Source organism: Micrococcus sp. 116 (assembly GCF_902506395.1).
In the GTDB taxonomy this organism is placed as follows: Bacteria; Actinomycetota; Actinomycetes; order Actinomycetales; family Micrococcaceae; genus Micrococcus; species Micrococcus luteus.
Map to the genome: position 1 here is coordinate 1,925,822 of NZ_LR732370.1, position 21,574 is coordinate 1,947,395.

24 protein-coding genes and 4 pseudogenes are annotated in these 21,574 nt (G+C 69.8%); 12 read left to right on the top strand and 16 right to left on the bottom strand.

Translation table 11 applies throughout. The annotated features are described in order from the left end of the window. Positions 1 to 5 precede the first annotated feature (5 nt). Positions 6 to 137 (top strand): annotated as a pseudogene (locus CITRIK5_RS12235) (transcriptional regulator); the annotation flags it as partial. On the opposite strand, the pseudogene CITRIK5_RS08925 reads toward CITRIK5_RS12235, so the two are convergent. The 6 genes and pseudogenes from CITRIK5_RS08925 to CITRIK5_RS08950 form a co-directional block, all read right to left on the bottom strand. Then, a pseudogene (locus CITRIK5_RS08925) lies at positions 138 to 413 on the bottom strand (IS30 family transposase); the annotation flags it as partial. Beyond that, positions 379 to 1,050, bottom strand: a complete 672-nt coding sequence (locus tag CITRIK5_RS08930; protein WP_159833555.1) for a DDE-type integrase/transposase/recombinase — start codon at positions 1,048 to 1,050, stop codon at positions 379 to 381. The gene CITRIK5_RS08930 and the pseudogene CITRIK5_RS08925, both read right to left, overlap by 35 nt. Before the next feature lie 11 nt (positions 1,051 to 1,061). After that, the gene (locus CITRIK5_RS08935; protein ID WP_060973960.1) at positions 1,062 to 1,355 is read right to left on the bottom strand and encodes a transposase; all 294 of its coding nucleotides are present in this window, start codon (positions 1,353 to 1,355) and stop codon (positions 1,062 to 1,064) included. Between the two features lie 326 nt (positions 1,356 to 1,681). Continuing rightward, a complete protein-coding gene (locus CITRIK5_RS08940; RefSeq protein ID WP_227718746.1) occupies positions 1,682 to 2,155 on the bottom strand; it encodes a signal peptidase II in 474 nt (157 codons plus the stop codon). Between the two features lie 181 nt (positions 2,156 to 2,336). Next, positions 2,337 to 4,292, bottom strand: a complete 1,956-nt coding sequence (locus CITRIK5_RS08945; RefSeq protein ID WP_199727645.1) for a cation-translocating P-type ATPase — start codon at positions 4,290 to 4,292, stop codon at positions 2,337 to 2,339. Continuing rightward, on the bottom strand, positions 4,289 to 4,651 hold the full coding sequence (locus CITRIK5_RS08950; protein ID WP_060775722.1) for a helix-turn-helix transcriptional regulator: 363 nt from the start codon (positions 4,649 to 4,651) through the stop codon (positions 4,289 to 4,291). The genes CITRIK5_RS08945 and CITRIK5_RS08950 overlap by 4 nt, the downstream gene beginning before the upstream one ends. A 152-nt stretch (positions 4,652 to 4,803) precedes the next feature. On the opposite strand from CITRIK5_RS08950, the gene CITRIK5_RS08955 reads away from it, so the two are divergent. The 5 genes from CITRIK5_RS08955 to CITRIK5_RS08975 all read left to right on the top strand — a co-directional run bounded on the left by CITRIK5_RS08955 (position 4,804) and on the right by CITRIK5_RS08975 (position 8,413). After that, the gene (locus tag CITRIK5_RS08955) at positions 4,804 to 5,553 is read left to right on the top strand and encodes a cytochrome c biogenesis CcdA family protein (RefSeq protein ID WP_036313837.1); all 750 of its coding nucleotides are present in this window, start codon (positions 4,804 to 4,806) and stop codon (positions 5,551 to 5,553) included. Between the two features lie 42 nt (positions 5,554 to 5,595). Beyond that, entirely contained in the window at positions 5,596 to 6,321 is a 726-nt protein-coding gene (locus CITRIK5_RS08960; RefSeq protein WP_081097719.1) for a thioredoxin domain-containing protein, read from the top strand. A 61-nt stretch (positions 6,322 to 6,382) separates the two neighbouring features. Next, positions 6,383 to 7,042, top strand: coding sequence for a vitamin K epoxide reductase family protein (locus CITRIK5_RS08965; protein WP_036313831.1), 660 nt, complete (start codon positions 6,383 to 6,385; stop codon positions 7,040 to 7,042). A gap of 54 nt (positions 7,043 to 7,096) precedes the next feature. Then, complete coding sequence (locus CITRIK5_RS08970; protein WP_036313828.1) at positions 7,097 to 7,474, top strand: helix-turn-helix transcriptional regulator; 378 nt, start codon at positions 7,097 to 7,099, stop codon at positions 7,472 to 7,474. A 30-nt stretch (positions 7,475 to 7,504) separates the two neighbouring features. Further along, complete coding sequence (locus tag CITRIK5_RS08975) at positions 7,505 to 8,413, top strand: cation diffusion facilitator family transporter (protein ID WP_036313825.1); 909 nt, start codon at positions 7,505 to 7,507, stop codon at positions 8,411 to 8,413. A gap of 205 nt (positions 8,414 to 8,618) precedes the next feature. On the opposite strand, the gene CITRIK5_RS08980 is transcribed toward CITRIK5_RS08975, so the two are convergent. The 3 genes and pseudogenes from CITRIK5_RS08980 to CITRIK5_RS08990 form a co-directional block, all read right to left on the bottom strand. Beyond that, positions 8,619 to 9,236, bottom strand: a complete 618-nt coding sequence (locus CITRIK5_RS08980) for a recombinase family protein (protein ID WP_036313821.1) — start codon at positions 9,234 to 9,236, stop codon at positions 8,619 to 8,621. Between the two features lie 124 nt (positions 9,237 to 9,360). Further along, positions 9,361 to 10,509, bottom strand: a complete 1,149-nt coding sequence (locus CITRIK5_RS08985; RefSeq protein WP_159833557.1) for a TniQ family protein — start codon at positions 10,507 to 10,509, stop codon at positions 9,361 to 9,363. 14 nt (positions 10,510 to 10,523) lie between these two features. After that, positions 10,524 to 10,802 (bottom strand): annotated as a pseudogene (locus tag CITRIK5_RS08990) (transposase); the annotation flags it as partial. Between the two features lie 126 nt (positions 10,803 to 10,928). Here CITRIK5_RS08990 and CITRIK5_RS08995 point away from each other — a divergent pair. Next, on the top strand, positions 10,929 to 11,285 hold the full coding sequence (locus tag CITRIK5_RS08995) for a helix-turn-helix transcriptional regulator (RefSeq protein WP_201294452.1): 357 nt from the start codon (positions 10,929 to 10,931) through the stop codon (positions 11,283 to 11,285). Next, positions 11,282 to 11,884: a cadmium resistance transporter gene (locus CITRIK5_RS09000; RefSeq protein WP_036341590.1), complete on the top strand. Its 603-nt coding sequence runs from the start codon at positions 11,282 to 11,284 to the stop codon at positions 11,882 to 11,884. The genes CITRIK5_RS08995 and CITRIK5_RS09000 overlap by 4 nt, the downstream gene beginning before the upstream one ends. 557 nt (positions 11,885 to 12,441) lie before the next feature. Here CITRIK5_RS09000 and CITRIK5_RS09010 read toward each other — a convergent pair. Both CITRIK5_RS09010 and CITRIK5_RS09015 read right to left on the bottom strand, forming a co-directional pair. Continuing rightward, the gene (locus CITRIK5_RS09010) at positions 12,442 to 13,323 is read right to left on the bottom strand and encodes a hypothetical protein (protein WP_049147382.1); all 882 of its coding nucleotides are present in this window, start codon (positions 13,321 to 13,323) and stop codon (positions 12,442 to 12,444) included. Between the two features lie 280 nt (positions 13,324 to 13,603). Beyond that, a pseudogene (locus tag CITRIK5_RS09015) lies at positions 13,604 to 13,747 on the bottom strand (transposase); the annotation flags it as partial. 97 nt (positions 13,748 to 13,844) lie between these two features. Between CITRIK5_RS09015 and CITRIK5_RS09020 the strand changes: the two are divergent. The 3 genes from CITRIK5_RS09020 (at position 13,845) to CITRIK5_RS09030 (ending at position 16,707) form a co-directional block, all read left to right on the top strand. After that, on the top strand, positions 13,845 to 14,228 hold the full coding sequence (locus CITRIK5_RS09020) for a TetR/AcrR family transcriptional regulator (RefSeq protein WP_044659263.1): 384 nt from the start codon (positions 13,845 to 13,847) through the stop codon (positions 14,226 to 14,228). Further along, positions 14,225 to 14,593, top strand: coding sequence for a hypothetical protein (locus CITRIK5_RS09025; RefSeq protein WP_044659264.1), 369 nt, complete (start codon positions 14,225 to 14,227; stop codon positions 14,591 to 14,593). Before CITRIK5_RS09020 ends, CITRIK5_RS09025 begins: the two co-directional genes overlap by 4 nt. 1,043 nt (positions 14,594 to 15,636) lie before the next feature. After that, positions 15,637 to 16,707, top strand: a complete 1,071-nt coding sequence (locus tag CITRIK5_RS09030) for a GNAT family N-acetyltransferase (protein ID WP_010080043.1) — start codon at positions 15,637 to 15,639, stop codon at positions 16,705 to 16,707. Between the two features lie 24 nt (positions 16,708 to 16,731). On the opposite strand, the gene CITRIK5_RS09035 is transcribed toward CITRIK5_RS09030, so the two are convergent. Next, positions 16,732 to 17,607: an ArgP/LysG family DNA-binding transcriptional regulator gene (locus CITRIK5_RS09035; protein ID WP_135101530.1), complete on the bottom strand. Its 876-nt coding sequence runs from the start codon at positions 17,605 to 17,607 to the stop codon at positions 16,732 to 16,734. Positions 17,608 to 17,678: 71 nt separating this feature from the next. Between CITRIK5_RS09035 and lysE the strand changes: the two genes are divergently transcribed. Continuing rightward, positions 17,679 to 18,293 carry an L-lysine exporter gene (gene lysE / locus CITRIK5_RS09040; RefSeq protein WP_101963159.1) on the top strand — a complete coding sequence of 205 codons (615 nt, stop codon included), beginning with the start codon at positions 17,679 to 17,681 and terminating at the stop codon, positions 18,291 to 18,293. A gap of 37 nt (positions 18,294 to 18,330) precedes the next feature. Here the strand turns inward: lysE and CITRIK5_RS09045 are convergent, their stop codons facing one another. The 4 genes from CITRIK5_RS09045 to CITRIK5_RS09060 form a co-directional block, all read right to left on the bottom strand. After that, a complete protein-coding gene (locus CITRIK5_RS09045; RefSeq protein ID WP_049145677.1) occupies positions 18,331 to 18,843 on the bottom strand; it encodes a helix-turn-helix domain-containing protein in 513 nt (170 codons plus the stop codon). A gap of 74 nt (positions 18,844 to 18,917) precedes the next feature. Then, the gene (locus CITRIK5_RS09050) at positions 18,918 to 19,259 is read right to left on the bottom strand and encodes a luciferase family protein (RefSeq protein ID WP_010080039.1); all 342 of its coding nucleotides are present in this window, start codon (positions 19,257 to 19,259) and stop codon (positions 18,918 to 18,920) included. A 196-nt stretch (positions 19,260 to 19,455) separates the two neighbouring features. Then, positions 19,456 to 20,487, bottom strand: a complete 1,032-nt coding sequence (locus CITRIK5_RS09055) for a methionine synthase (RefSeq protein ID WP_020626564.1) — start codon at positions 20,485 to 20,487, stop codon at positions 19,456 to 19,458. Next, complete coding sequence (locus CITRIK5_RS09060; protein WP_049145680.1) at positions 20,484 to 21,530, bottom strand: DUF1852 domain-containing protein; 1,047 nt, start codon at positions 21,528 to 21,530, stop codon at positions 20,484 to 20,486. The genes CITRIK5_RS09055 and CITRIK5_RS09060 overlap by 4 nt, the downstream gene beginning before the upstream one ends. Positions 21,531 to 21,574 lie beyond the last annotated feature (44 nt).

Below are 21,574 nucleotides of genomic sequence, written 5' to 3' on the forward strand. Positions count from 1 at the left end.
AGTCCATGATGACTATTGCTTCGCGTCTCGACGTGTTGAACCGCCTGGGTCGTGCACTGGCCGACCCCACTCGATCCCGGATCATCTTGACCCTGCTCGACCATCCCGCTTACCCGGCGGAACTGGCCCGAGATCTACCGGCCGGTGGGCTCGGCTAAGGACAGCGGGGTCATCCCGCCAGCGTGACGGAACCAGCGCGCCCCGACGGGCCAGGACACGCCCACAGTCAGGGATGCCTCGACCGTGGTGACACCGGTGGCGATCACACGCCAGAACTGGCGTTGGACCTCCCGTGAGGGCTGCGGCCTGCCAGGAGAGCGCATCGGGGCCCGCAAGGCCCGATCCGCTCTCCACTGCCGCCGTGTCCCCTCGGGCACGTCACTGATCTTCCTCGCCCAGTCCTTGCTTGCCATCGCCCATACCTCCAGTGATTCCGAGAGGGTGTTGCGACGACCGATTGAATCCACCCTGGGAGCCGCGGTCCGAGTGCACGATGCACCCGGCCACCGCATCGGTGCCGCCGCGGCGTGCCACGGCCTGCTCGAGGGCGTTCACGGCCAACGAGGCCTGCATACGCCCGGCCATGGAGTACCCCACGATCCTGCCGGCGTAGAGATCCTTGATCGCGCAGAGGTAGAGCTTGCCCTCACTGGTGGGGTGCTCGGTGATGTCGGTCAGCCACAGCCGGTTCGGAGCTTCGGCAGAGAAGTCCCGGCGGACGTGGTCGTCGTGCACGGGTGGGCCTGGGCGGGTCCCGTACTTGCCACGCTTGGCCCCGAACCCGCAGTGCCACCCGTTCTGGCGGCAGAGCCGCCAGGCAGTACGGGCGGCCATTCGCTCCCCGGCCGCCTCGGCCTCGTCCCGCAGCAGCCCGTACCCGAACTCCGGATCGTTCAGGTGAGCGGCGTGCAGGGCGTTGGCCCGGTAGGCCTGCTCCACCTCAGAAACGGCGACGGGCTGGTCCCGCCAGCGGTAGTAGGGCTGGCGGGCGAGCTTGAGGACCCGCAAGGACACCGCGACCGGGATCTGGTCGGCGGCGAGCTCGGACACGAGCGGGTACATCATTTTTTCGGCAGGTTCGCCTGGGAGAGGTAGGCCGCGGCGCGGCGTAGGACTTCGTTCTCCTGCTCGAGGAGCCGGATCCTGCGGCGGGCTGCGCGGAGTTCTTCGGCCTCGGCCTTGGTGGTGCCTGGGATGTTGCCTGCTTCGATATCGGCCTGGCGAATCCAGTTCGTCAGGCAGGACTCGAAGATGCCGAAGTCCTTCGCGATGTCTTTCAGATGGGTGCCGGGCTCACGGTTCTGCGCGACCCGGACGACATCATCGCGGAACTCTTTGGGGTAGGGGGCGGGCATGGTGCACATCCTTCCCTTTGGTGTGGGAACACCACAGATCGTATGTCACCTGTACGTGCGTCAGTCCCTCCCTCGGCCGTCGGCCTGTGCACGATCGGCCCCTTGACCACAGGGGTCAGGAGCACCGGGGTCGGGACGCGGATATGGTCTGTCGTTCCCAGGGCCGGGGCTTCTGCTCCATCGCCGACCGGCGTCGAGGCGTGCCACCCACCTGTCGCACCGCCCCACCCCGCCAAGATCACCGTGTGGTCTCGTACGGCGCCGGCAGGTTGACTCCCTAGGGGGGACCGACTGCAGCGGGCCGCGGAGGGGAGTCCTAGTAGTGGTTATCGCGCGGCGTCGACGGTGCCCCGGTCGGGCACCGTGGCGGTCAGGAGGACCGCGGCCAGCGCCCCGCCGACAATGAAGATGTCCGCGATGTTGCCGATGAACCAGTTCCCGTAGGCGAGGAAGTCCACCACGTGGCCTTGCCCGAATGACGGTGGGCGCAGGAGCCGGTCACCCAGGTGGGAAGTCACCGCGCCGCCGAGACACCCGATCACGATCGCCCAGGACACGGTACGGACCCGGAGGGTGAACCAGATCGCCGCGGCGACCGCCACCGCCGAGATGATGGTGAAGATCCAGGTCGAGTTGGCCCCGAACGAGAAGGCCGCCCCGGGGTTGTAGGCCAGCTGGAGCCCGAGCAGCTCACCCAGGAGCGGGACTCGCTCGCCCGTGGACAGGCTGTTCTCCGCCCACCACTTGGTCACCTGGTCCAGGACCACTACGCCGGCCCCGATCGCAATGGTCAAGAGCACCAGGGGGTACCTGCGCCGATGGTTCATTCGTGTCCTTTCGCGGTGCGCCCGTTTCCCGGCGCCTCAGTGGATTGACCGACCTCCGCACGACCTACGCAGTCACTGGAAGGTACCGGACGGCGCGGGCAGGCCGGGTCTCACCGTGCCTGCGGAGCATCTACCCCGCAGGCACGGTGGGAGCTCATCCCACGGTGGAGCGTTGGGCCTGCCGGTCGGTGAGGGATGCCAGGGCGGTGCGTCGGGTGGTGGCCGCACGCAGGCCGTTGCCGATGACGATGACCTCGGCGACCTCGTGCACCAGGACCACGGCGGCCAGGCCGAGCATGCCGGTGATGGCCAACGGCAGCAGCACTCCGATGATCAGCAGCGACAGGACGATGTTCTGGTTCATGATGGCCCGGCCGCGGCGGGCGTGGGCCAAGGCCTGGGGGATCAGGCGCAGATCGTGACCGGTGAAGGCCACGTCCGCGGACTCGATGGCCGCGTCCGAGCCGGTGGCGCCCATGGCGATGCCGACCTCGGCGGCGGCCAGGGCGGGGGCGTCGTTGATGCCGTCCCCGATCATCGCGGTGGGCCGGGTGCCGGTCAGCTGACCGACGGCGGCGGCCTTGTCCTCGGGGCGCAGCTCGGCGCGAACGTCGCCGATGCCGGCCTGGGCAGCGATCGCCCGGGCGGTGCGGGCGTTGTCCCCGGTGAGCATCGTCAGGCCGATGCCCTGGCCGGTCAGGGTGGTCACGACGGCGGGGACCTCGGGGCGCAGTTCGTCACGGACCCCGATCGCTCCGGCGACCGTCCCGTCGCGGTGGATGATGACCACGGTCATGCCCTGGTCCTCCAGCTGCTGGACCTGGGCGGCCAGGGGCCCGGGGTCGAGCCAGCGGGGGCTGCCGACCGTGATCGTGGCCCCGTCGATACGGCCGGTGATGCCGTGCCCGGCGGTCTCGGTGACGGCCTTGGCCCCGGGTGCGTCGGGGGCGGCGGCGATGATGGCCGCGGCCAGCGGGTGGGTGCTGTGCTGTTCCAGCGCGGCGGCCCAGCCCAGCACCTGATCCTCGGTGAGGCCGGGGGTGGTGAGCACGGCGGTGACGGTGGGCTGGTTGCGGGTCAGGGTCCCGGTCTTGTCCACGGCCAGGTGGCGGATCCCGCCGAGGCGCTCGAAGGCGGCCCCGGACTTGATGACGACCCCGAACCGGCTGGCCGCGCCGATCGCGGAGACCACCGTGACCGGGACCGCGATGGCCAAGGCGCAGGGGGAGGCGGCCACCAACACCACCAGGGCGCGGGTGATCCACAGTTCCGGGTCCCCGAGCAGGGACCCGAGGGCCGCGACGAGCACGGCCAGGATGAGCACCCCGGGCACCAGGGGCTTCGCGATCCGGTCGGCCAGCCGGGCCCGGTCCCCCTTCTCGGCCTGGGCCTGTTCGACCAGGTGCACGATGGTGGTCAGGGAGTTGTCGGTGCCGGCGGCGGTGGCGTCAATCTCCAGGGCCCCGGCGGTATTGATCGACCCGGCCGAGACGGTGTCTCCCGGGCCGACCTCGACCGGGATGGACTCGCCGGTGATCGCCGAGGTGTCCAGGGAACTGCGCCCGGTACGCACGATCCCGTCGGTGGCGACCCGTTCCCCGGGCCGGACCACGAGCACCTGCCCGGGTCGCAGGTCCTTGGCCTCGACCTCCACCGTGGCCCCGCCGGCCCGGATGGTCGCGGTCTCGGGCACCAGTTTCAGCAGGGCGCGCAGGCCCGCCCGGGCCCGGTCCATGGCCTTGTCTTCCAGGGCCTCGGCGATGGAGTACAGGAACGCCAGGGCGGCGGCCTCCTCGATGTAGCCCAGGATCACCGCGCCGATGGCGCTGATCGTCATCAGCAGTCCGATCCCGAGCCGGCCCCGGGTGAACAATCCGCGCAGCGCCCCGGGCACGAAGGTCCAGGCGCCCAGCACCAGCCCGACCCAGAACACCACCGTGGCCACGAGACCGGCCCCGGACCATTCCAGGACCAGCCCGGTGAGGAACGCCAGCCCGGAGAGCGCCGGGAGCAGGATGGCTGCATCGCGCCACCACGGCCGGTGCTCCTCGTGCTCCTCGGGTGCACCGGGAGTGGGGGTCGGGGCCTCGCAGCCGCAGGCGGCGCTCACGAGGCCACCTCCGCCGTGTCGCAGCACCCGGGTACCGGGCAGCCCGGGTCCAGGCAGGGCGCGGAGGCATCCACCGCGAGGGTCACCTCGAGCAGACTGCTCAGCGCCCGGGCCAGGTGCGCATCGACGATCGCGTACCGGGTGCGGCGGCCCTGGTGCTCGACGGCCACGATCCCGCAGTCCCGCAGGCAGGCCAGGTGGTTCGACACGTTCGACCGGCTCAGCCCCAGGGCCTGGGCCAGCTCGGCCGGATACCCGGGGCCCTCCAGCAGGGACAGCAGGATCCGGGATCGGGTGGGGTCGGCCATCGCCCGGCCCAGCCGGTTCATCACGTCCAACCGTGTCGCAATCGTCAGCATGTGGTGAACTATACAGCCTGCACTGTAGTCTCTTGCGGGGTTTCGCCCGGGCCGGGCGACCCCGATCGATTGAATCAGTGAGGACCCTCCGTGACTGCCCGTTGCTGCCCCACCTTCCCGCATCGCCGCTGCCGGGGCCGAGGAGGACGGCCATGAGCCTGGGTGGGTTCTTCGCCGAGATGGTCCAGTCCGGGGCACTGCTGGTGGCGATGCCGCTGGCCGTGGTCGCCGGGCTGGTGTCCTTCCTCTCCCCGTGCATCTTGCCGCTGGTGCCCGGATACCTGGGGTATGTCTCCGGGCTGGCCGACCCGCGCCGGGCGGACAACCGGCGCCGGGTGATGACCGGGGTGGGACTGTTCATTATGGGCTTCGCCGCGGTGTTCACCCTCTACGGGGCCGCCTTCGGGGTGATCGGCGGGTGGCTGTTGCAGTGGCAGGACGCGCTGATCCGGGCCTTGGGGGTGTTCGTGATCCTGATGGGCCTGGTGCTCATCGGCTGGCTGCCGTTCCTGCAGAACACCCGGCGGATGTCCTTCCAGCCCAGGACCGGGATCGCCGGGGCCCCGCTGCTCGGGGTGGTCTTCGGCCTGGGCTGGACCCCGTGTATGGGCCCGACCCTCAGCGCCGTGCTGGCGTTGAGCACCACCACCGGGGACCCCTGGCGCGGGGCCCTGCTGGGCTTCCTCTACTGTCTGGGCCTGGGCATCCCCTTCGTGCTGGTGGCGATGGGCCTGGACTGGGTCACCCGAACGCTGGGCTTCGTCCGCCGCCACATCCGCGCCTTCAACATCATCGGCGGGGTACTGCTGGTGCTCGTCGGGGTGCTGATGGTCACCGGGATCTGGACCCTGTGGATCTACCAGCTGCAGAACCTGGCCGGCACCTTCACCACCCCCGTCTAACCCCGCCCGCACACGCCCCCCACCTCACGGATTGGACCGCTCGTGACTTCCCCTGACCCCACCGCTTCCACCCCGTCCCGGCAGCGCCGGGCCAAGATCGTGGTCTGGGTGCTGCTGGGCCTGGTCGTGGCCGCCGCCCTCATCGGTTACCTTGTGGCCCGCGGGACCGCCACCGCCCAGCAGCAGGACCCCAACCAGTCCACCGCCCAGTCCACCGGGCAGTCGACTGGGTCTGCCGGTCAGTTGGTGCGGGAGAATAGCCGGGTGCTCTCGCAGGCCCCCAATGAGAAGGCCGTGCTGGTGGAGTTCCTGGACTTCGAGTGCGAGGCCTGCGCGGCGGCTTACCCCTTCGTGGAGGACCTGCGCGCCGAGTATGCGGACACCGTGACCTTCGTGCACCGGTACTTCCCGCTGCCGGGCCACCCGAACTCGGTCACCGCGGCCATCGCCGTGGAGGCCGCTGCCCAGCAGGGCGCCTACGAGTCGATGTACCAGAAGATGTTCGAGACCCAGACCGAGTGGAGCCACACCACGGAGGACCGCAGCCCGGTCTTCCGGGCCTACGCCGAAGAGTTGGGCCTGGACATGGCCGCCTACGATGCCGCGGTGGCCGACCCGGCCACCCGGGACCGGGTCGAGCTGGACGTGGCCGACGGCACCGCCCTGGGCGTGGCCGGGACCCCGACCTTCTACCTCGACGGTGAGCCGCTCACCGTGAACAGCCTGGAAGAGTTCACCGCCGCCGTCGAGGCCGCCACCCAGGACTGACCGCCCGGACCATCCGCGGCCACCCGGGCCAGAGCAGAGGACCGAGAGCAAAGGACTTCCCATGACCGACCGGCTCACCGAGCCCACCGCCCCGAGCGCCGCCTCCCCAGTATCGGCAGCCGGCCCGGCGCCGGCCCCGGCGTGGTTCACCGGGCGCCGGGCCTTCGGCCTGGTGCTGCTCGTCACCGGCGCCGTCGGCTGGATCGCCTCGGCGACCCTGGTCCTCGAACGCCTCGCCCTCTACGAGAACCCCGGCCACACCACCAGCTGTGACATCAACCCCTGGGTGTCCTGCGGACGGGTCATGGGCACCTGGCAGTCCGAGCTGTTCGGCTTCCCCAACCCGCTGATCGGCATCGTCGCCTTCGCCGTGGTGATCTCCACCGCGATGGTCGTGCTCTCCGGGGCCCGGCCCGGCCGCGGGTACTGGCTCGGGCTGCAGGCCGGGGTCACCCTCGGGATAGGGTTCGTGGCCTGGCTGTGGTTCCAGGCCCTGTACGAGATCTACATCCTCTGCCTGTACTGCATGATCGTCTGGGCGGCCATGATCCCCCTGTTCCTCCTGCTCACCGCCCGCAACCTCGCCCACGGCGTGATCCCCGCCCCGCCGGGGGTGGTCCGGTTCGCCACCGGCTGGGCCGGGACCCTCATCGCCGTCGCCTACGTCGCCGTCGCCGGCTCGGTCTTCGTCCAGTTCCTCCCCGCCTTCACCGGCTTCTGACCGGTCCTGGGGCGCGACCTCGCCATTATCGACTGAAGGCGCTATCATCGTCGTATGACGATGATTAAGGAGCCGGGGGTGTCCCCGGCGGCGGGCCTGGGCCCGGCGGCGGCGCTGTTCCACGGGTTCTCCGACCCCACCCGGTTGGCGATCCTGCGGCACCTGGCCACCGGGGAGCACAAGGTGCGCGAGCTGACCGAGCACCTCGGGTTGGCCCAGTCCACGGTCAGTGCGCACCTGGCCTGCCTGGCCGGCTGCGGGTTGGTGGCCTCCCGGCCGGTGGGCCGGGCCTCGCTGTACGCCCTGGCCGCCGAGCCCGAGCTGCTTCAGGTGCTGGCCGCCGCCGAGCGGCTGCTGACGGTCACCGGGCACGCGGTCGAGCTCTGCCCACACTCCGGCACCCCGGGCCCCGACGGCCCCGCCGCGGCCTGAGCCCGGTCCCGGAGAAGGAGGACACAGTTAATGGGTGCACACCACCACGCCTCGCCGGCGCACCGCTGGCGGCTGGCGGTCGCTTTCGCCATCACCACGGCGGTGCTGCTGGCCGAGGTGGCCGGGGCGCTGATCACCGGCAGCCTGGCCCTACTGGTGGACGCGGCGCACATGCTCACCGACGCTGGCGGGTTGCTGATGGCCCTGCTGGCCTCCACCCTGATGGCCCGGCCGCCCACGGCCCGGCGCACCTGGGGGTTCCTGCGCGCCGAGGTGTTGGCCGCCCTGGCCCAGGCCGCCATCCTGCTGGCCGTGGGTCTCTACGCCTTCATCGAGGGCCTGCAGCGACTGTTCGCCCCGCCCGAGGTAGCCTCCGGCCCTCTGCTGCTGTTCGGGATCCTCGGCTTGGCCGGTAACCTCGCCTCGCTGGCCGTCCTCGGCTCCGGCCGCGGGGCCAACCTGAACATGCGCGCCGCGTTCCTGGAGGTCCTCAACGATGCGCTGGGCTCGGTGGCCGTGATCGCCAGCGCCCTGGTCATCGCCACCACCGGCTGGGCGCAGGCCGACGCCGTGGCCGGGATGCTCATCGCCGTGTTGATTGTGCCCCGCACCCTGAAGATCCTGGCCGAGGCCGCGCACATCCTGCTCGAATCCACCCCCCGGGACCTGGACCTCGCCGAGGTTCGGGACCACCTTGAAGCGGTGCCGCACGTGGTGTCCGTGCACGACCTGCACGCCTCCCAGATCGCCACCGGGGTCCCCGTGCTCAGCGCCCACGTCGTCGTCGAGGACCACTGCTTCCACGACGGGCACGCCCCCCAGATCCTGGACCAGCTCCAACACTGCGTCGCCGAGCACTTCGACGTGGCGATCGACCACTCCACCTTCCAACTCGAACCCGCCGCCCACGCCCACCACGAACACCCCACCCACCACTGACCCAGTGGGGCTGGTTGAGCAATAGACGCGTCCGCAGGAGGAACCCCCCACCGGACACACCCGCAGCCGACATGGATGAACAGTGGCACGCCACTAGGGACATCCCGCATGACCCGTCCGGTGGTCCGTCCCGCGACGGCACGTCATACGACACGCCCCCGGGTGGGTCACCATCGGCGGCACACAGCTCCGCAGCCCGCGGTGGTCATCGGCGTTGGGCCAGCACCTTCTGTCCGGCTTCGCGCAGTTCCCCCGTGGGTGAGACGTGGCGGTAGAGGGTCTGGCGGGTGATGCCCAGTTCCTTACACAGGGCACCGACGTTGGTGTCCTTGTTCCCCATCGAGGCCATCGCCAGGCGGATCTTGGCCGGGGTCATCTTGTAGGGCCGGCCGCCCTTGCGGCCTCGGGCCCGGGCCGAGGCCAGGCCGGCCTTGGTGCGTTCGGAGATCAGCTCGCGTTCGAACTCGGCCAGGGCGGCGAAGATCCCGAACACCAGCTTGCCGGAGGCGGTCGTGGTGTCAATCGCCGCCCCCTGGCCGGTGAGCACCTTCAGGCCCACGCCCCGCTCGGTGAGCTCGTGCACGATGTTGACCAGGTGGCGCAGGTCCCGGCCGAGTCGGTCCAGCTTCCACACCAGCAGGGTATCCCCGGCCCGCAGCGCTTTCAGGCACGCGGCCAGATGGGGACGGTCATCGCTCTTGCCGGAGGCCTTGTCCTCGTACAGAGCCTCCGGTTCCACGCCGGCTTCGAGCAGGGCGTCGCGTTGCAGGTCGGTGGCCTGGGAGCCGTCAGCCTTAGACACCCGCATGTACCCCACGAGCACCGCCCACCACCCCTGTCATTTATTCGATCGTTTATGTGACACGAGGCCCGCAGAGCGAGGTGTTGAGAAATATTGTCACGTAACCGGTCATTTATTCTACGTCTCGCAGACGGTCAAGGCGCAGCTATGGTGACAGGTAGTCCGAAGGGATGCCGAGCTCGGTGAAATTGCTCCGGACGCCTTGGATCACTTCGTCGTTGTCGCGGCGGTACATCGTGCAGAAGTTGAAGAGTTGGCGGGCGGTCTCGGGGGTGGTCCGGGCTTCCTCGACGACGGCCTGAAAGTTCTTTTTGATCTCCTGCCAACGGATGGCGGTGGGGTCCGTGGTTTGTTCGGTGCTGCCGGGGTCGCGGGAAATGTCCGGTTGGGGCAGGAACACCTCGGCTTCGCGTCCGGGGCAGGTCATGGCCCGGGTTTCGAGCAGGTGTATCGCGGTGGCGGCGGCTTCCAGGGACTGGAGTTGGCGCTGATCGGAGAGTTCCTCGTAGGGGCGCCACGGGCCCTGTCCGGCGCGGACCGGGTGGCCGGTGCGGTCCCACACCTGTCGTGTCAGCCGGCCGGGTGCGCCGCATTCGATGATGGTCGCGCCGAGCTCGTCGAGCAGCGTCCTGAGTAGTCGGAACCAGAGGCCTGCGTGCACCCGGTGTCGGGGAAGGGCGACGGATCCTGTGGTCAGGGCCTGCCAGGTCCGCTGGTCCATGCTCCGGATCGCCGCCCCGACCGGTCGCGGCTCGGGCCTACCCGGCGAGACGTGCCAGAAGTCGTGGTAGCCCACCGGGCCGTTGTGGCGTTCGAGTCGGCAGTGGTGGACGGGGCAGGAGAGCATTAGGGGCACCAGCCACGCCAGTTGGTAGGGGCAGGGAGGGGTGGATTCCATGGTGCAGCGCGGACAGGCCCGGTGTTGCCAGCCGGCATCCGTGGGCAACCAGGCCCGCCAGTCCTCCACGGTACGGTCGCGTCTCCTTCCCCGGGGCAGCAGTACCGCCAGCTGGCGGGTATAGGTGGTGTAGGCCTTCGCCGCTGGCTCGAGTTGGTCCAGCAGCCAGGGGGTCTGCCCGCCGAGAGTCATGGCCCGTATGGTGTCGGTTCCGGTTCTGGTGCGGCCGGCTAGCTGGTTGATGAATTCCTCCGGGGCGGCCACGTCCAGGTCCCCGGGGCGGGAGATGCAGAACCCGGTATCGAGAACGAGGTCCTCGACCTCGGCCCCGTAGCGGTGGGCTATCCGGCGCAGCCAGGAGGTGAGTGCCTCACCGGTGACCGGGGCCGGGTGCACCGGCCACCGAGTGCTCACAGCAGCTCGCGTTCGAAGACCCGGCGGCGTTCGGCCGGCCCGGTGTAGTTAGCCATCGTCAGGGTCCGGTGGTCGATGGCCTCGAGGCCGGACTCGACGGCGGCCACCGCGGCCGCGGTCAGCAGGTGGGCCAGCTCCCCGATGGTGCCCTCGCTGCGGGCCAGCAGGTAGCGGGCCATGTCCTCGGTGTCGATCACCGATGGTTTCCGGAGGGGGAAGGAGGCGGCGAAGCTGGCCAGCAGGGATCTCGCCTGGTCGTCGGCCTCCCAGAGCGGGGGGCGTGTCAGATGGTCTGTGTAAGCCGTACCGAGAGGAACGGTAAGAATCATGACCATGATCGACGAGAAGAACCCAGGCGAGCCCTCGGGCCAGGACCTGGTCGAGCAGCTGAAAGCCTCAGGGTGACTATTGCTTCGCGTCTCGACGTGTTGAACCGCCTGGGTCGTGCACTGGCCGACCCCACTCGATCCCGGATCATCTTGACCCTGCTCGACCATCCCGCTTACCCGGCGGAACTGGCCCGAGATCTGGACCTGACACGCCCGAACGTGTCCAACCACCTGGCATGCCTGCGCGATTGCGGGATCGTCGTCTCCGAGCCCGAGGGTCGTCGGACACGATATGAGATCGCCGATTCGCACCTGGCGCAGGCGCTGACGGCACTGGTCGATGCCACCCTGGCAGTGGACGAAGACGCCCCGTGCATCGATCCCGCCTGCTCGCTTCCCGGATGCGACGCAGCTGGGGAGGGCGCATGAGCCTCACCTCGGTCTTGCAGGCGATGGGCCTGTTCGCAGCGACCAACATCGACGACATCATCGTGCTCTCCCTCTTCTTCGCGCGAGGGGCAGGCCAGCGCGGCACTACCGCCCGCATTCTGGCCGGCCAGTACCTCGGATTCGCCGGCATCCTCGGTGCCGCGGTCCTGGTGACCATCGGCGCCGGAGCATTCCTGCCCCCGGCAGCCATCCCGTACTTCGGCCTCATCCCTCTGGGCCTCGGCCTCTGGGCCGCATGGCAGGCCTGGCGCGGAGACGATGACGACGATGACGACGAGGCCAAGGTTGCCGGCAAGAAGGTCGGCGTGTGGACAGTCGCAGGCGTCACCCTTGCCAACGGCGGCGACAACATCGGCGTCTACACCCCTGTCTTCCTCAGCGTGGAACCTCTCGCAGTAGTCGCCTACTGCATCGTCTTCCTCGCGCTCGTCGCGGTCCTGGTGGCCCTGGCAAAGTTCGTCGCCACCCGCCCCCCGATCGCCGAAGTGCTCGAACGCTGGGAGAACATCCTCTTCCCCATCGTTCTCATCGGCCTCGGCATCGTGATCCTCGTCAGCGGCGGAGCCTTCGGACTCTGACGTAGCGGCAGCGATCCAAACGGCCCCGACCGGGCGCACCCCTCTCGGTTCAGACCGCGACACCTACCTGCAGCCAGTCCTGCGTGATCGCGGCAACAAGACCGCCACGGAGCGCTGCAAAAACCCCGCCACCAAGCGAACGAAGCCACAGNGAACATCCTCTTCCCCATCGTTCTCATCGGCCTCGGCATCGTGATCCTCGTCAGCGGCGGAGCCTTCGGACTCTGACGTAGCGGCAGCGATCCAAACGGCCCCGACCGGGCGCACCCCTCTCGGTTCAGACCGCGACACCTACCTGCAGCCAGTCCTGCGTGATCGCGGCAACAAGACCGCCACGGAGCGCTGCAAAAACCCCGCCACCAAGCGAACGAAGCCACAGGGCAGGGCGTGTAAAGGGGTATACCCGGCTCGACGGCCAATAGGACGAGCGCGGGCAACGGAGCCACCCTGCATGAGAGATCAGGATCGGTGGCCAAGCGCGCTGACCAGGAGGGGAATCGTCCTGACGCGCTGAGGAGCACCGTAGCGCCATGCGGCGGGCACCGGTGGATGAGCGGTCAGGCAGGGAGCGGCGGTAGACCGAACAGGACGTAGATCGTGCTGAGGACCGGGATGATGCGCTGTGCAGACTCGTCCGCGAGGGTCTCGACGGCCTTGTTTAGGAAGCGCTCGAGCAGGCTGGCTGGGATCTTGCCGTCGCCGTCCTCCACCTGCTCCTCAAGCATGTTCACGCGCGTCAGCAGGTCACGTACGGCGTCAGAATCGCTGAGGCCCTCCTCCGCGTGCAGCACCTCGCGCAGCTGCTCGAACTGTCCCGCCAGCGCCGGGCGGTCCTGGCTCTGGACGGTGAGGGTGACGTTGCTCCTGTGGCCGGCTAGGGCCACGTTCGACCCGTTGCCGGTCTGGACGTTCTGAGTAACGGAGTTGTCGTGGTGGTTGGTCACTGAGAACCCGCTTTCTGCCGGCGGCCACACGAAGGGAGTCTGGTAGGCGGCCACGAGATCAAGGCCTGCGGACGTGAGTACGGGCCGGTACGAACTGGTACTACCGGGCTCGAGGTAACCATGAGCCTCGAGGTCCGAAGACGCCTTCTGAATCTGGCGATCGGTGAGGTCCAGGGCCTGGAGGTCGTCGTAGACGCCGGCATCATTGGGACATGCCTCGGCTGCTTCTAGAAGCAGCCACTGGGCCTCGACGCGCGGGTATGCCCGAGCAACCCGCTCGGCGTCGAAGGCACACCGGGGCAGGACAGCAATCGGGATACAGCCAGCCAAGGGGGTGTTCTTGGGGATCATCTCGAGCTGCATGAGCTCTCGGGCGGCGACTTGGACACGGTCGGGTGGGCACACCTCAGTGGGGATGTCCCGCAGGTGCTGGCCGACGAGGCCGTTGGTGTGGACGTAGTTCAGGACGCGGAGGGTGAAGATCGTGGGTCGCACGAGACCTCGCTGTTCTGTCGTGGCGGGTCACTACCCCGCCGTGCTGTGTACTGGAGCCTTCACGGTAGCGGCGAGGGCGGACGCGATAGCCCCCGGCTCCTCCAAGGAGGCCGGGGGCTCACGGGGAGAGCGTGCGGCAGTCGGGCGTGTCAACTTGTCTGTGTAAGCGGGGTGGTCACAGGTAGGGGTTGATCCGGTCGGGGTAGGCCGCGGCGAGCTGGGCGAGGGCCTGCTTCCAGTTCGTGACGGCCTGGCCTTCGACGAGCCGGTCCCTCCAAGCGATTCCGCACCGGTACCGGTAGATGATCGCCTCCACCATGGCGCGGGCGTCGGCGAACGGCCTGCCGGCGCGGCCGGTCCGGGTCGGGAGCATCGGGGCGATCAACTCCCATTGGGCGTCGGAGAGCATCTGGAACCGGGACATGTCCCCAGGGTCTCAGCTGACTCGTGCATCTATTCTCAGACACGCCCTAGGCCATTCCGGTCTTGACTGATCGTTCTGGAACGATCATTCTGTAACCATGCCCAGGCCCAGAGAGTTCAACGAAGCGACCGCCATTGCCGCGGCGGTAGACGTCTTCTGCAACCGCGGGTTCCACGCCACCTCCGTCGAGGACCTCGTGCGGGCCACGGGCGTGAACCGCAGCAGCCTCTACGGCGTCTTCGGCAGCAAGCAAGGCCTGTTCCTGCGCGCCCTCGACCACGTATGCGAGCCAGAAGTCGACCCCGCCACCCGACTGGACCTCTGCCTGGTGGCGCTGACCGATCTTGCTCCGTCCGATGAGCGCATACAGCAGAAGGTCGCCGCCGTCCTCGCCCGCTTCCACATCACCCCCGCCGTCCTCGCCGAGCGCCTGTTCACCCGAGCCGGCATCTCGACCCCGCAGAAAAGGAGCACCTCATGAGCAACAACACGGTCACCATCAAGGATGGCACCCTGACCATTGAGCCCACCGGCCTAGACAAGCTGTGGTCCTTCACTGGCAAGCTGCAGTTCCCCCTGGAGCACGTCCTGGGCGCGACCTACGATCCAGACCTGCGCAACGAGCCCAAGGGGTGGCGTGGCCCCGGACTGGGTCTGCCGAACAAGCTCTCCGGCACCTTCCACGCTGGCGGGAACAAGCAGTTCTGGAACATCTCAGGCTACGAGAAGGTCGTCGTCTTCACCCTGAGCCCGGAGGAGGAGTACGAGCGCGTGATGGTCACGGTCGAGGACCCCCACGAGGTCGTGCGGCTCGTCAACGGGGCGATCGAACCCGCCCAGAGCTAAACCATCAGAGAATCGGGGCGCCGACGGATCGCCCCGCCCGTCCGGCAAGCTCGCCCAGGCGGCACAATCGGTCGTTTGTGGCACGCGCCCCAGATGTCTCCGGCAGTCTCCCCACGTCGCCTGCTAGGCGGTGTGACTTGCGCCGATGAATGTCCGGTATCTCGCACAGATCGCTGTCCGGCATAACCTCAGCTGGAGAAGTTGGGGCGGGTGAGTTGTTGCCCTCCGCCCTGGTGTCGGAACCGCATCATGCCGGATCGTGGGCGCATGAGAGTGACAGTCCGTGGAAACCGCTTGGTGAGCCTAGGGGCTCGAATCACTGTCGACGTCCCTGAGGGTCCGACGCCAGAGGTGCGGATTCACGCGCCGTTCTGCAGGCGAGCGATTCCCGTCTCGGAGATCTCCGACATCACTTCAGCCAGTGATGACGGCATGAACCACGGACTCCTCAACTGGTTCGTCACGGGCCGCGCTTCAGCCCCCGGCGGGGTCCGCATCAACAACGGCGGTCGGGCCCGCGTCACGATCCGGACCCGTGACGGGTCGCTCTTCAACGTCGTAGTGGACGATCACGACCAGGCGAGCCGCCTGGTTGAGGATGTCCGGTCGATCAGAGCACGCTCATCCGGCTAAATCGGTCGTTAGTGACGAGGGGCCCCGCCATGCGCCGTGTGCGCCACCTCCGGCCCTGCCCGCCCGCCGCACGGCTCGCCACAACCAACCCGCTAGAGCGGCAGCCGTCCGTACGTTTCGAGCGAGCCCTGGGGTGCGCGGGGGCGCCCACCTGGACACCCAGTGTCACGCCGACCGGATCCCGCCCGATACGCGAAGAGTCCACCGCGCGTCGTGTGGAACCTTGCCTGCATCTCGACAGCAAAGGCCCTTGCCCACCGATCCGCATCGTGACACAGTTCACCCCATGATGCAGCAGCAGTGACGCCGTGGGTCCGACGACCCACCACCGGCCTCCCCGCGCGCCCGTCTCGAGCACGGCTCGACGGGTGCCTCTGCGCCCACCCCTTTCTTCAGAAAGCAGTCACCGCATGCCTGACATCATCGAATTCCCCCTGCCCGTCTCGTCGGACGACCCCCACTGGCGGGCCTACTGCCAGCTCGGAGACGAGTACAACCACGAACTGATCGGCACGACCGAGTGGGACGAGACCCCCACGGACGCGCTCATCCAGGCCGCCGCCGAGACCGACCACACGCTGCGCCGCTACCTGGCGTACGTCGACGGCGAGGCGGTCGGCTACGCCCGCGTCCTGATCAACCAGGTCGACGACCCTGACGCGGCCGCCCTCAACGTCTACGTCCACCCGCGGCACCGCGGACGCGGCCACGGCCGGGCACTGGCCGAGCGGCTCGTCCTGGACACCGCCGGCCTCACCCGTTTCGAGACCTGGCCGCTGACGCCGCGGCCGGTGGCCGGGCAACGGACGCTCACCCCGCCCAACGGCGCCGGCGCGGTGTCCGCCGAACATCCGGGTGTGCGTCTCGCCCAGTCCTACGGCTTCGCGCTCGTCCAGATCGAGCGGGTGAGCCGGTATGACTTCGCCGATCCGGGGATCGACCCCGCCGTCGCCCTGGCCGAGGCCGAACGCGTCTCGTCGGACTACGAGCTCCACGCCTGGGAGGGCGCGGCCGACGCGTCCCTGCAGGACGACCTTGCCGTCCTCAAGGCCCGCATGGCCACGGACGTGCCCTCCGGGGAACGCACCGTGGTGGAGCAGGTGTGGGACGCGGCCCGCGTGCGTCGCATGGACGAGCAGATCCTCACGACCGGGCGCCTCTTCCGCGCGGTGGCGCGGCACCGCGCCACCGGTCGGATCGTTGCCCTGAGCGAGCTGGTGGCGCCCCGCTCGCGCCCGGACGGGCTCATCGACCAGTGGGACACCATCGTGCTGCCCGAGCACCGCGGCCACCGCCTCGGCATGCGCGTGAAGGCGGCGAACCTCATCGCCGTGCGCGACGCGCTGCCCGGGGCCCGCGCGATCATCACGTGGAACGCCGAGGAGAACCGGCACATGCTCGACGTCAACGAGGCGCTGGGCTTCCGGCCCGTGCTGGCCGAGGCGTCCATGGAAGCGCCGGCACCGCTGCGACGTCGCTGACGGCCCGCGACCCGCGGCGCCGCCTCACCCCCGCTCGAGCGTCCGCTGGGCCGCCTCCCGCACCGCCCGCGTGAGCCGCACCAGGCGCGTCACGGGCAGTGTGGCCGCCTGCCAGTACAGGGGCACGAGGACGTCGTCGAGCCCGGGCACGCGGACCAGCCGGCCGGCGCGCACGTCCTCGACGGCCTGGGCGTCCACGAGCATCCCCCACCCCAGGCCGGCCCGGACGGACCGGTGGAACCCGTCGAACGACGGCGCCAGGTGCGTGGGCGGGGCGACGTCCAGCCCGGCGCCGCTCAGCGCGAGGCGCTGCAGGTCGTCCTTCGCGTTGTAGCGCATCATGGGCATCGCGCCGAGGTCGACGACGTCGCCCGCCGCGTGCCGGGCGAGCAGGGCGGGCGAGGCGAGCGGGACGTAGCGCATGCTCCCCAGCGGCTCCGCCGCACACCCCTGCACCGGCTGCGGCTCCGTGGTGACGGCGGCCAGCACCTCGCCCCGGCGCAGCAGCCGGGCGCTGTGGTCCTGGTCCTCGACGTGCAGGTCGAGGACCGTGTCCTCCCAGTCGGCGGCCTCCGCCAGGACGGGCCCGAACCACGTGCCCAGCACGTCGGCGGGCACGGCCAGGGAGGTGACGCTGCGCCCGGCCGCCGTGCGGCCCAGCCCGGCCCACGCCTCCTGTTCGAGCACCCGCATGTGCCGGGCCACGCGCACCAGGCCGATGCCGGCCTCGGTCGGCTCGCAGGGTGTGCCGCGCCGGAGCAGCACCTGGCCCACCTCCCGCTCCAGGGCGCGGATGCGCTGGCTGACCGCGGAGGCGCTGACGCCGAGCTCGTACGCGGCCGCTTCGAACGAGCCCTCGTCGGCGATCGCACGTAGCGCCTGCAGCTGATCCAGGTTCATGAAGCAGAGCTTAGGCACCTGCAGTTCTCTTCGTTTGGCTCAGGCCCGGCCGGGCTCTAGCGTCCTCACCCATGTGGACCCTCGCCGGCACCGGCCTGCTCACCGGACTCGCCCTCATCGTCGCCATCGGCGCCCAGAACGCCTTCGTGCTCCGCCAGGGCGTGCGCCGGGAGCATGTGGGCGCCGTCGTGCTGGTGTGCATGGCCTCGGACGCCGTGCTGATCCTGGCCGGAACCGCCGGGGTGGGCGCGCTCGTGCAGGCCGTGCCGTGGCTGCTCGAGGTGCTGCGCTGGGGCGGCGCCCTGTACCTGCTCTGGTTCGCGGTCTCCTCCCTGCGTGCCGCCCTGCGCCCGCAGGGGCTCGTCGCCGAGCAGGCGCCGCGCACCGCGGGTTCGGTCATCGCCACCACGCTCGCGCTGACCTGGCTCAACCCGCACGTCTACCTGGACACCGTGGTGCTGCTGGGCAGCCTCGCCAACCAGCACGGTCCCGACGCGCGGTGGGTCTTCGCCGCCGGCGCCGTCGCCGCCTCGGTGCTGTGGTTCACCGGGCTGGGCTACGGTGCGCGCCTGTTGGCCCGGGTGCTCGCCGACCCGAAGGCGTGGCGCGTGGTGGACGTGGTGATCGCGGTGGTCATGGCGGTGCTCGCGGTCCGGCTCATCGCCGGTTCCGGCGTGTGGGGGTGAGCAGGCAGACGCCCGAGCGCGCCTCCGGCACGAGCCACTACCCGCGCTCACCCCGGAGGCCGGCGCGAGCCTGACGCAACGCCTCGCGGTAGGACTCCGCATTCTGGTCGTAGAGCCCCGCAGACGAGGCCTCCCCGACGAGGTCGCTCAGCGAGGCGCGCCGCTCCCCACGCTTTCGCCGCTGATAGGACACGACGTCTTGGAGCCGGATGCGTCGGTGCCGACCACCGGTCGTCCTCTCGTACGGCAACGCGCCCTCCTCGAGCAGCCTCACCAGCGTGGGACGACTGATGCCGAGGAAGTTCGCCGCCTCCTGCGTCGTGAGCAGCTGGTCGACGGGCGCCACCGTGATCGCCTTGCCCACCCGCATCGCCTCGACGACGTCCCGCAGGACGTTGAAAGCCTCTGGCGGCAGGGGGACCTTCTGCCCATCAGGGCCGACCAGGGCAGCCGGCTGCGTCAGGCCGTCGAGGAACCTGCCGACGTCGAGCATCTCCTCGAGGTCCGTCGGCGGCAGCACCGTGTGCTTGTCATTCACCGTCGCAGTCATGGAACAAGACTACCCGCGAAAACGAAAAATTCGCAGTTTCCTCCCGCCTCCGCTCCCCCGCCCCGGGCGCTGCGTCAGCCGCGCGCGTAGGCGAGCGACTCCTCGATGATCCCGACGACGACGGCCAGCTCTGCCTCGTCCCGCGGACCGTAGAGCATCCACTCCGTGCCGAAGTCCGCGTAGCCATGCGGTTCGAGCCATCCGAGCTCGGCCAGACGGACGCCGCGCTCGGGCGCCAGGACGAGGTGCACTGACGTGTCGTCCACCCCATGCAGGTGCACCGGCTCCCAGCGCCGGCCTGGTGAGAGGTTGACCTCCGGGGTGCGCTCCTCCGGCCGGCCTGTCAGGTGGACGGCGCGCGACGTTGCTGGCGAGACGGTGCTGTGGCCCTCCTCGACGCCGTCGAGGGCGAACACCGCAGCGACCAGACGGCCCCACAGCTCCGGCGATGATCGCTGATCAAGCTGTCGGTGGGGCCCCTCGGTCGACGTCGCGGGACGACCGCCCGGCCGGGGATCGTCAGCGGTGAGCCGGACACGGGGGCTCGCATCAGGATCCATGCAGACGATCCTGACGGGGCCCCGCCGGCCAGGCAAGGCCACCAGGCCCCCCTCACTCCCCGCCCAGCTCCTCCCGGAGGATCCGCGCGCCGGCCACGAGCGCGGCGGTCTTGTCCCGCGCCACGGAGCGAGCCAGCGGCGCCATGCCGCAGTTGGTGCTCGCGATCAGCTTGTCCGCGTCCACGAACTCGAGGGTCTCCCGGAGGGTCGCCGCGACCTCCTCGGGCGTCTCGATCTCGTCGCTCGCCACGTCGATCGCGCCGACCATCACCTTCTTGCCGCGCAGCAGGCCGATGAGCTCCGCCGGCACCCGGGAGTGGTGCCGCTCCAGGGCGATCGTGTCGATCGTGGACTCGCGCAGCAGCGGGAACGACGTCTCGTACTGGCGCCACTCCTCCCCGAGCGTGGCCTTCCAGTCGTTGTTCGCCTTGATTCCGTAGCCGTAACAGATGTGCACGGCCGTCTCACACGTCAGGCCCTCGGCCGCACGCTCGAGCGTCGCCACGCCCCAGTCGCGGACGTCGTCGAAGAACACGTTGAACGCGGGCTCGTCGAACTGCACGACGTCGACGCCCACCGCCGCCAGCTCCCGCGCCTCCTCGTTGAGGATGCGCGCGAACTCCCACGCGAGCTTCTCGCGGCTGCCGTAGTGGCGGTCGGCGAGGGTGTCGATCATGGTCATCGGCCCGGGCAGGGTCCACTTGATGGGCCGGTCCGTCCGGGCGCGCAGAGCCTTCGCGTCGTCCACGAACACCGGCGCCGGCCGGCCCACCTCCCCGACGACGGTCGGCACACTCGCGTCGTACCGGTCGCGGATCCGCACCGTCTCCCGCCGGTCGAAGTCCACACCGCCGAGGTGCTCGATGAACGTGGTGACGAAGTGCTGGCGGGTCTGCTCGCCGTCGCAGACGATGTCGACGCCCGCGCGCTCCTGGTCGGCCACGGCGAGGGCGAGCGCGTCGAGCTGGCCCTCGCGCAGCTGCTCCCCCTCGAGCTTCCAGGGCGACCAGAGCGTCTCCTCCTCGGCGAGCCAGCCGGGCTTCGGCAGGCTGCCGACGAGGGCGGTGGGGATCAGGGTGGTCATCGGGTCTCCTCGGTGTCTCGTGCGGCGTGGGCGGCGGCCCAGCGCTCCAGCAGGTCGCGGTGCGGGCCCACGAAGTGCTCCTGCGTGTACTCCCCCTGCTCCCGGCCGAGGCGGGCCCGCTCCTCGCGGTCGTAGGCGATCCGGGTCTGCGAGAAGTCGCCGTGGTCCAGGCGCGGCCGGTAGACCTCGCCGGCCCCGGCGTTCGCGTTGTAGATCTCCGGCCGGTAGATCCGCTGGAAGGTCTCCATGGTGGCGATCAGCCCGGCCAGGGAGAGGTTCGCGTGGTCGTTGAGCAGGTCGCCCCGCGAGTAGAACGCCAGCGGCGCCACGGCCCCGCGCGGCAGGAAGCACCGGATCCCCAGGCCCATCCGGCCGAAGTAGCGGTCCGTGCGGGAGGGCTCGTCCTGGCGGTACTCGACCCCGAGCACCGGGTGCTCGTTCGTCAGCCGCCGGTAGGTGCGGCTCGTGGACACGCTGATGCAGATCACGGGCGGCTGCGGGAACCGCTCCCGGTACGCCTGCGAGTCGAGCAGGTGCCGGAACAGCCGCCCGTGCAGGTCGCCGAAGCCGTCGGGCTCCTCGGTCCCCGGCGACGTCGCCGCGTGCGCGGGCAGCACCACGGAGAAGTCGTGGTCGCGGACGTAGGAGGAGAAGTTGTTCCCCACACTGCGGCCGAGCACAGCGCCCGTCGCACGCTCGACCACCCGCACGTCGAGCATCTCCATGAGCGGGAAGTCGACATCCGCGCCGTCGTCGGCGGTGAAGTGCACGTCGATCGAGACGATCTCGATCCGTGCCGTGTAGCGGTCCCGCTCCGGGTTGTCCCAGGGGGCGAGGTCGTTGAGGCGCCCGTCGATCATGGCCAGGGCGGCGCGCAGGTTCTCCCGCCGGTCCGCACCGCGGGCGAGGTTCGCGAAGTTCGTGGTGGCGCGCGTGCTGGCGGCGGGCGTGTAGTCCTCGTCGAACGGCGTGGTGTGGATGCTGAACGTCAGGTCGTCCACGCGGGTGGGCACGGTGCTCGGGACAAGGGTGGCGTGGCTCATCGGGTCCTCTCCGGGGTGCGGGCGTGGGTGGTGCGGTGGTGGGC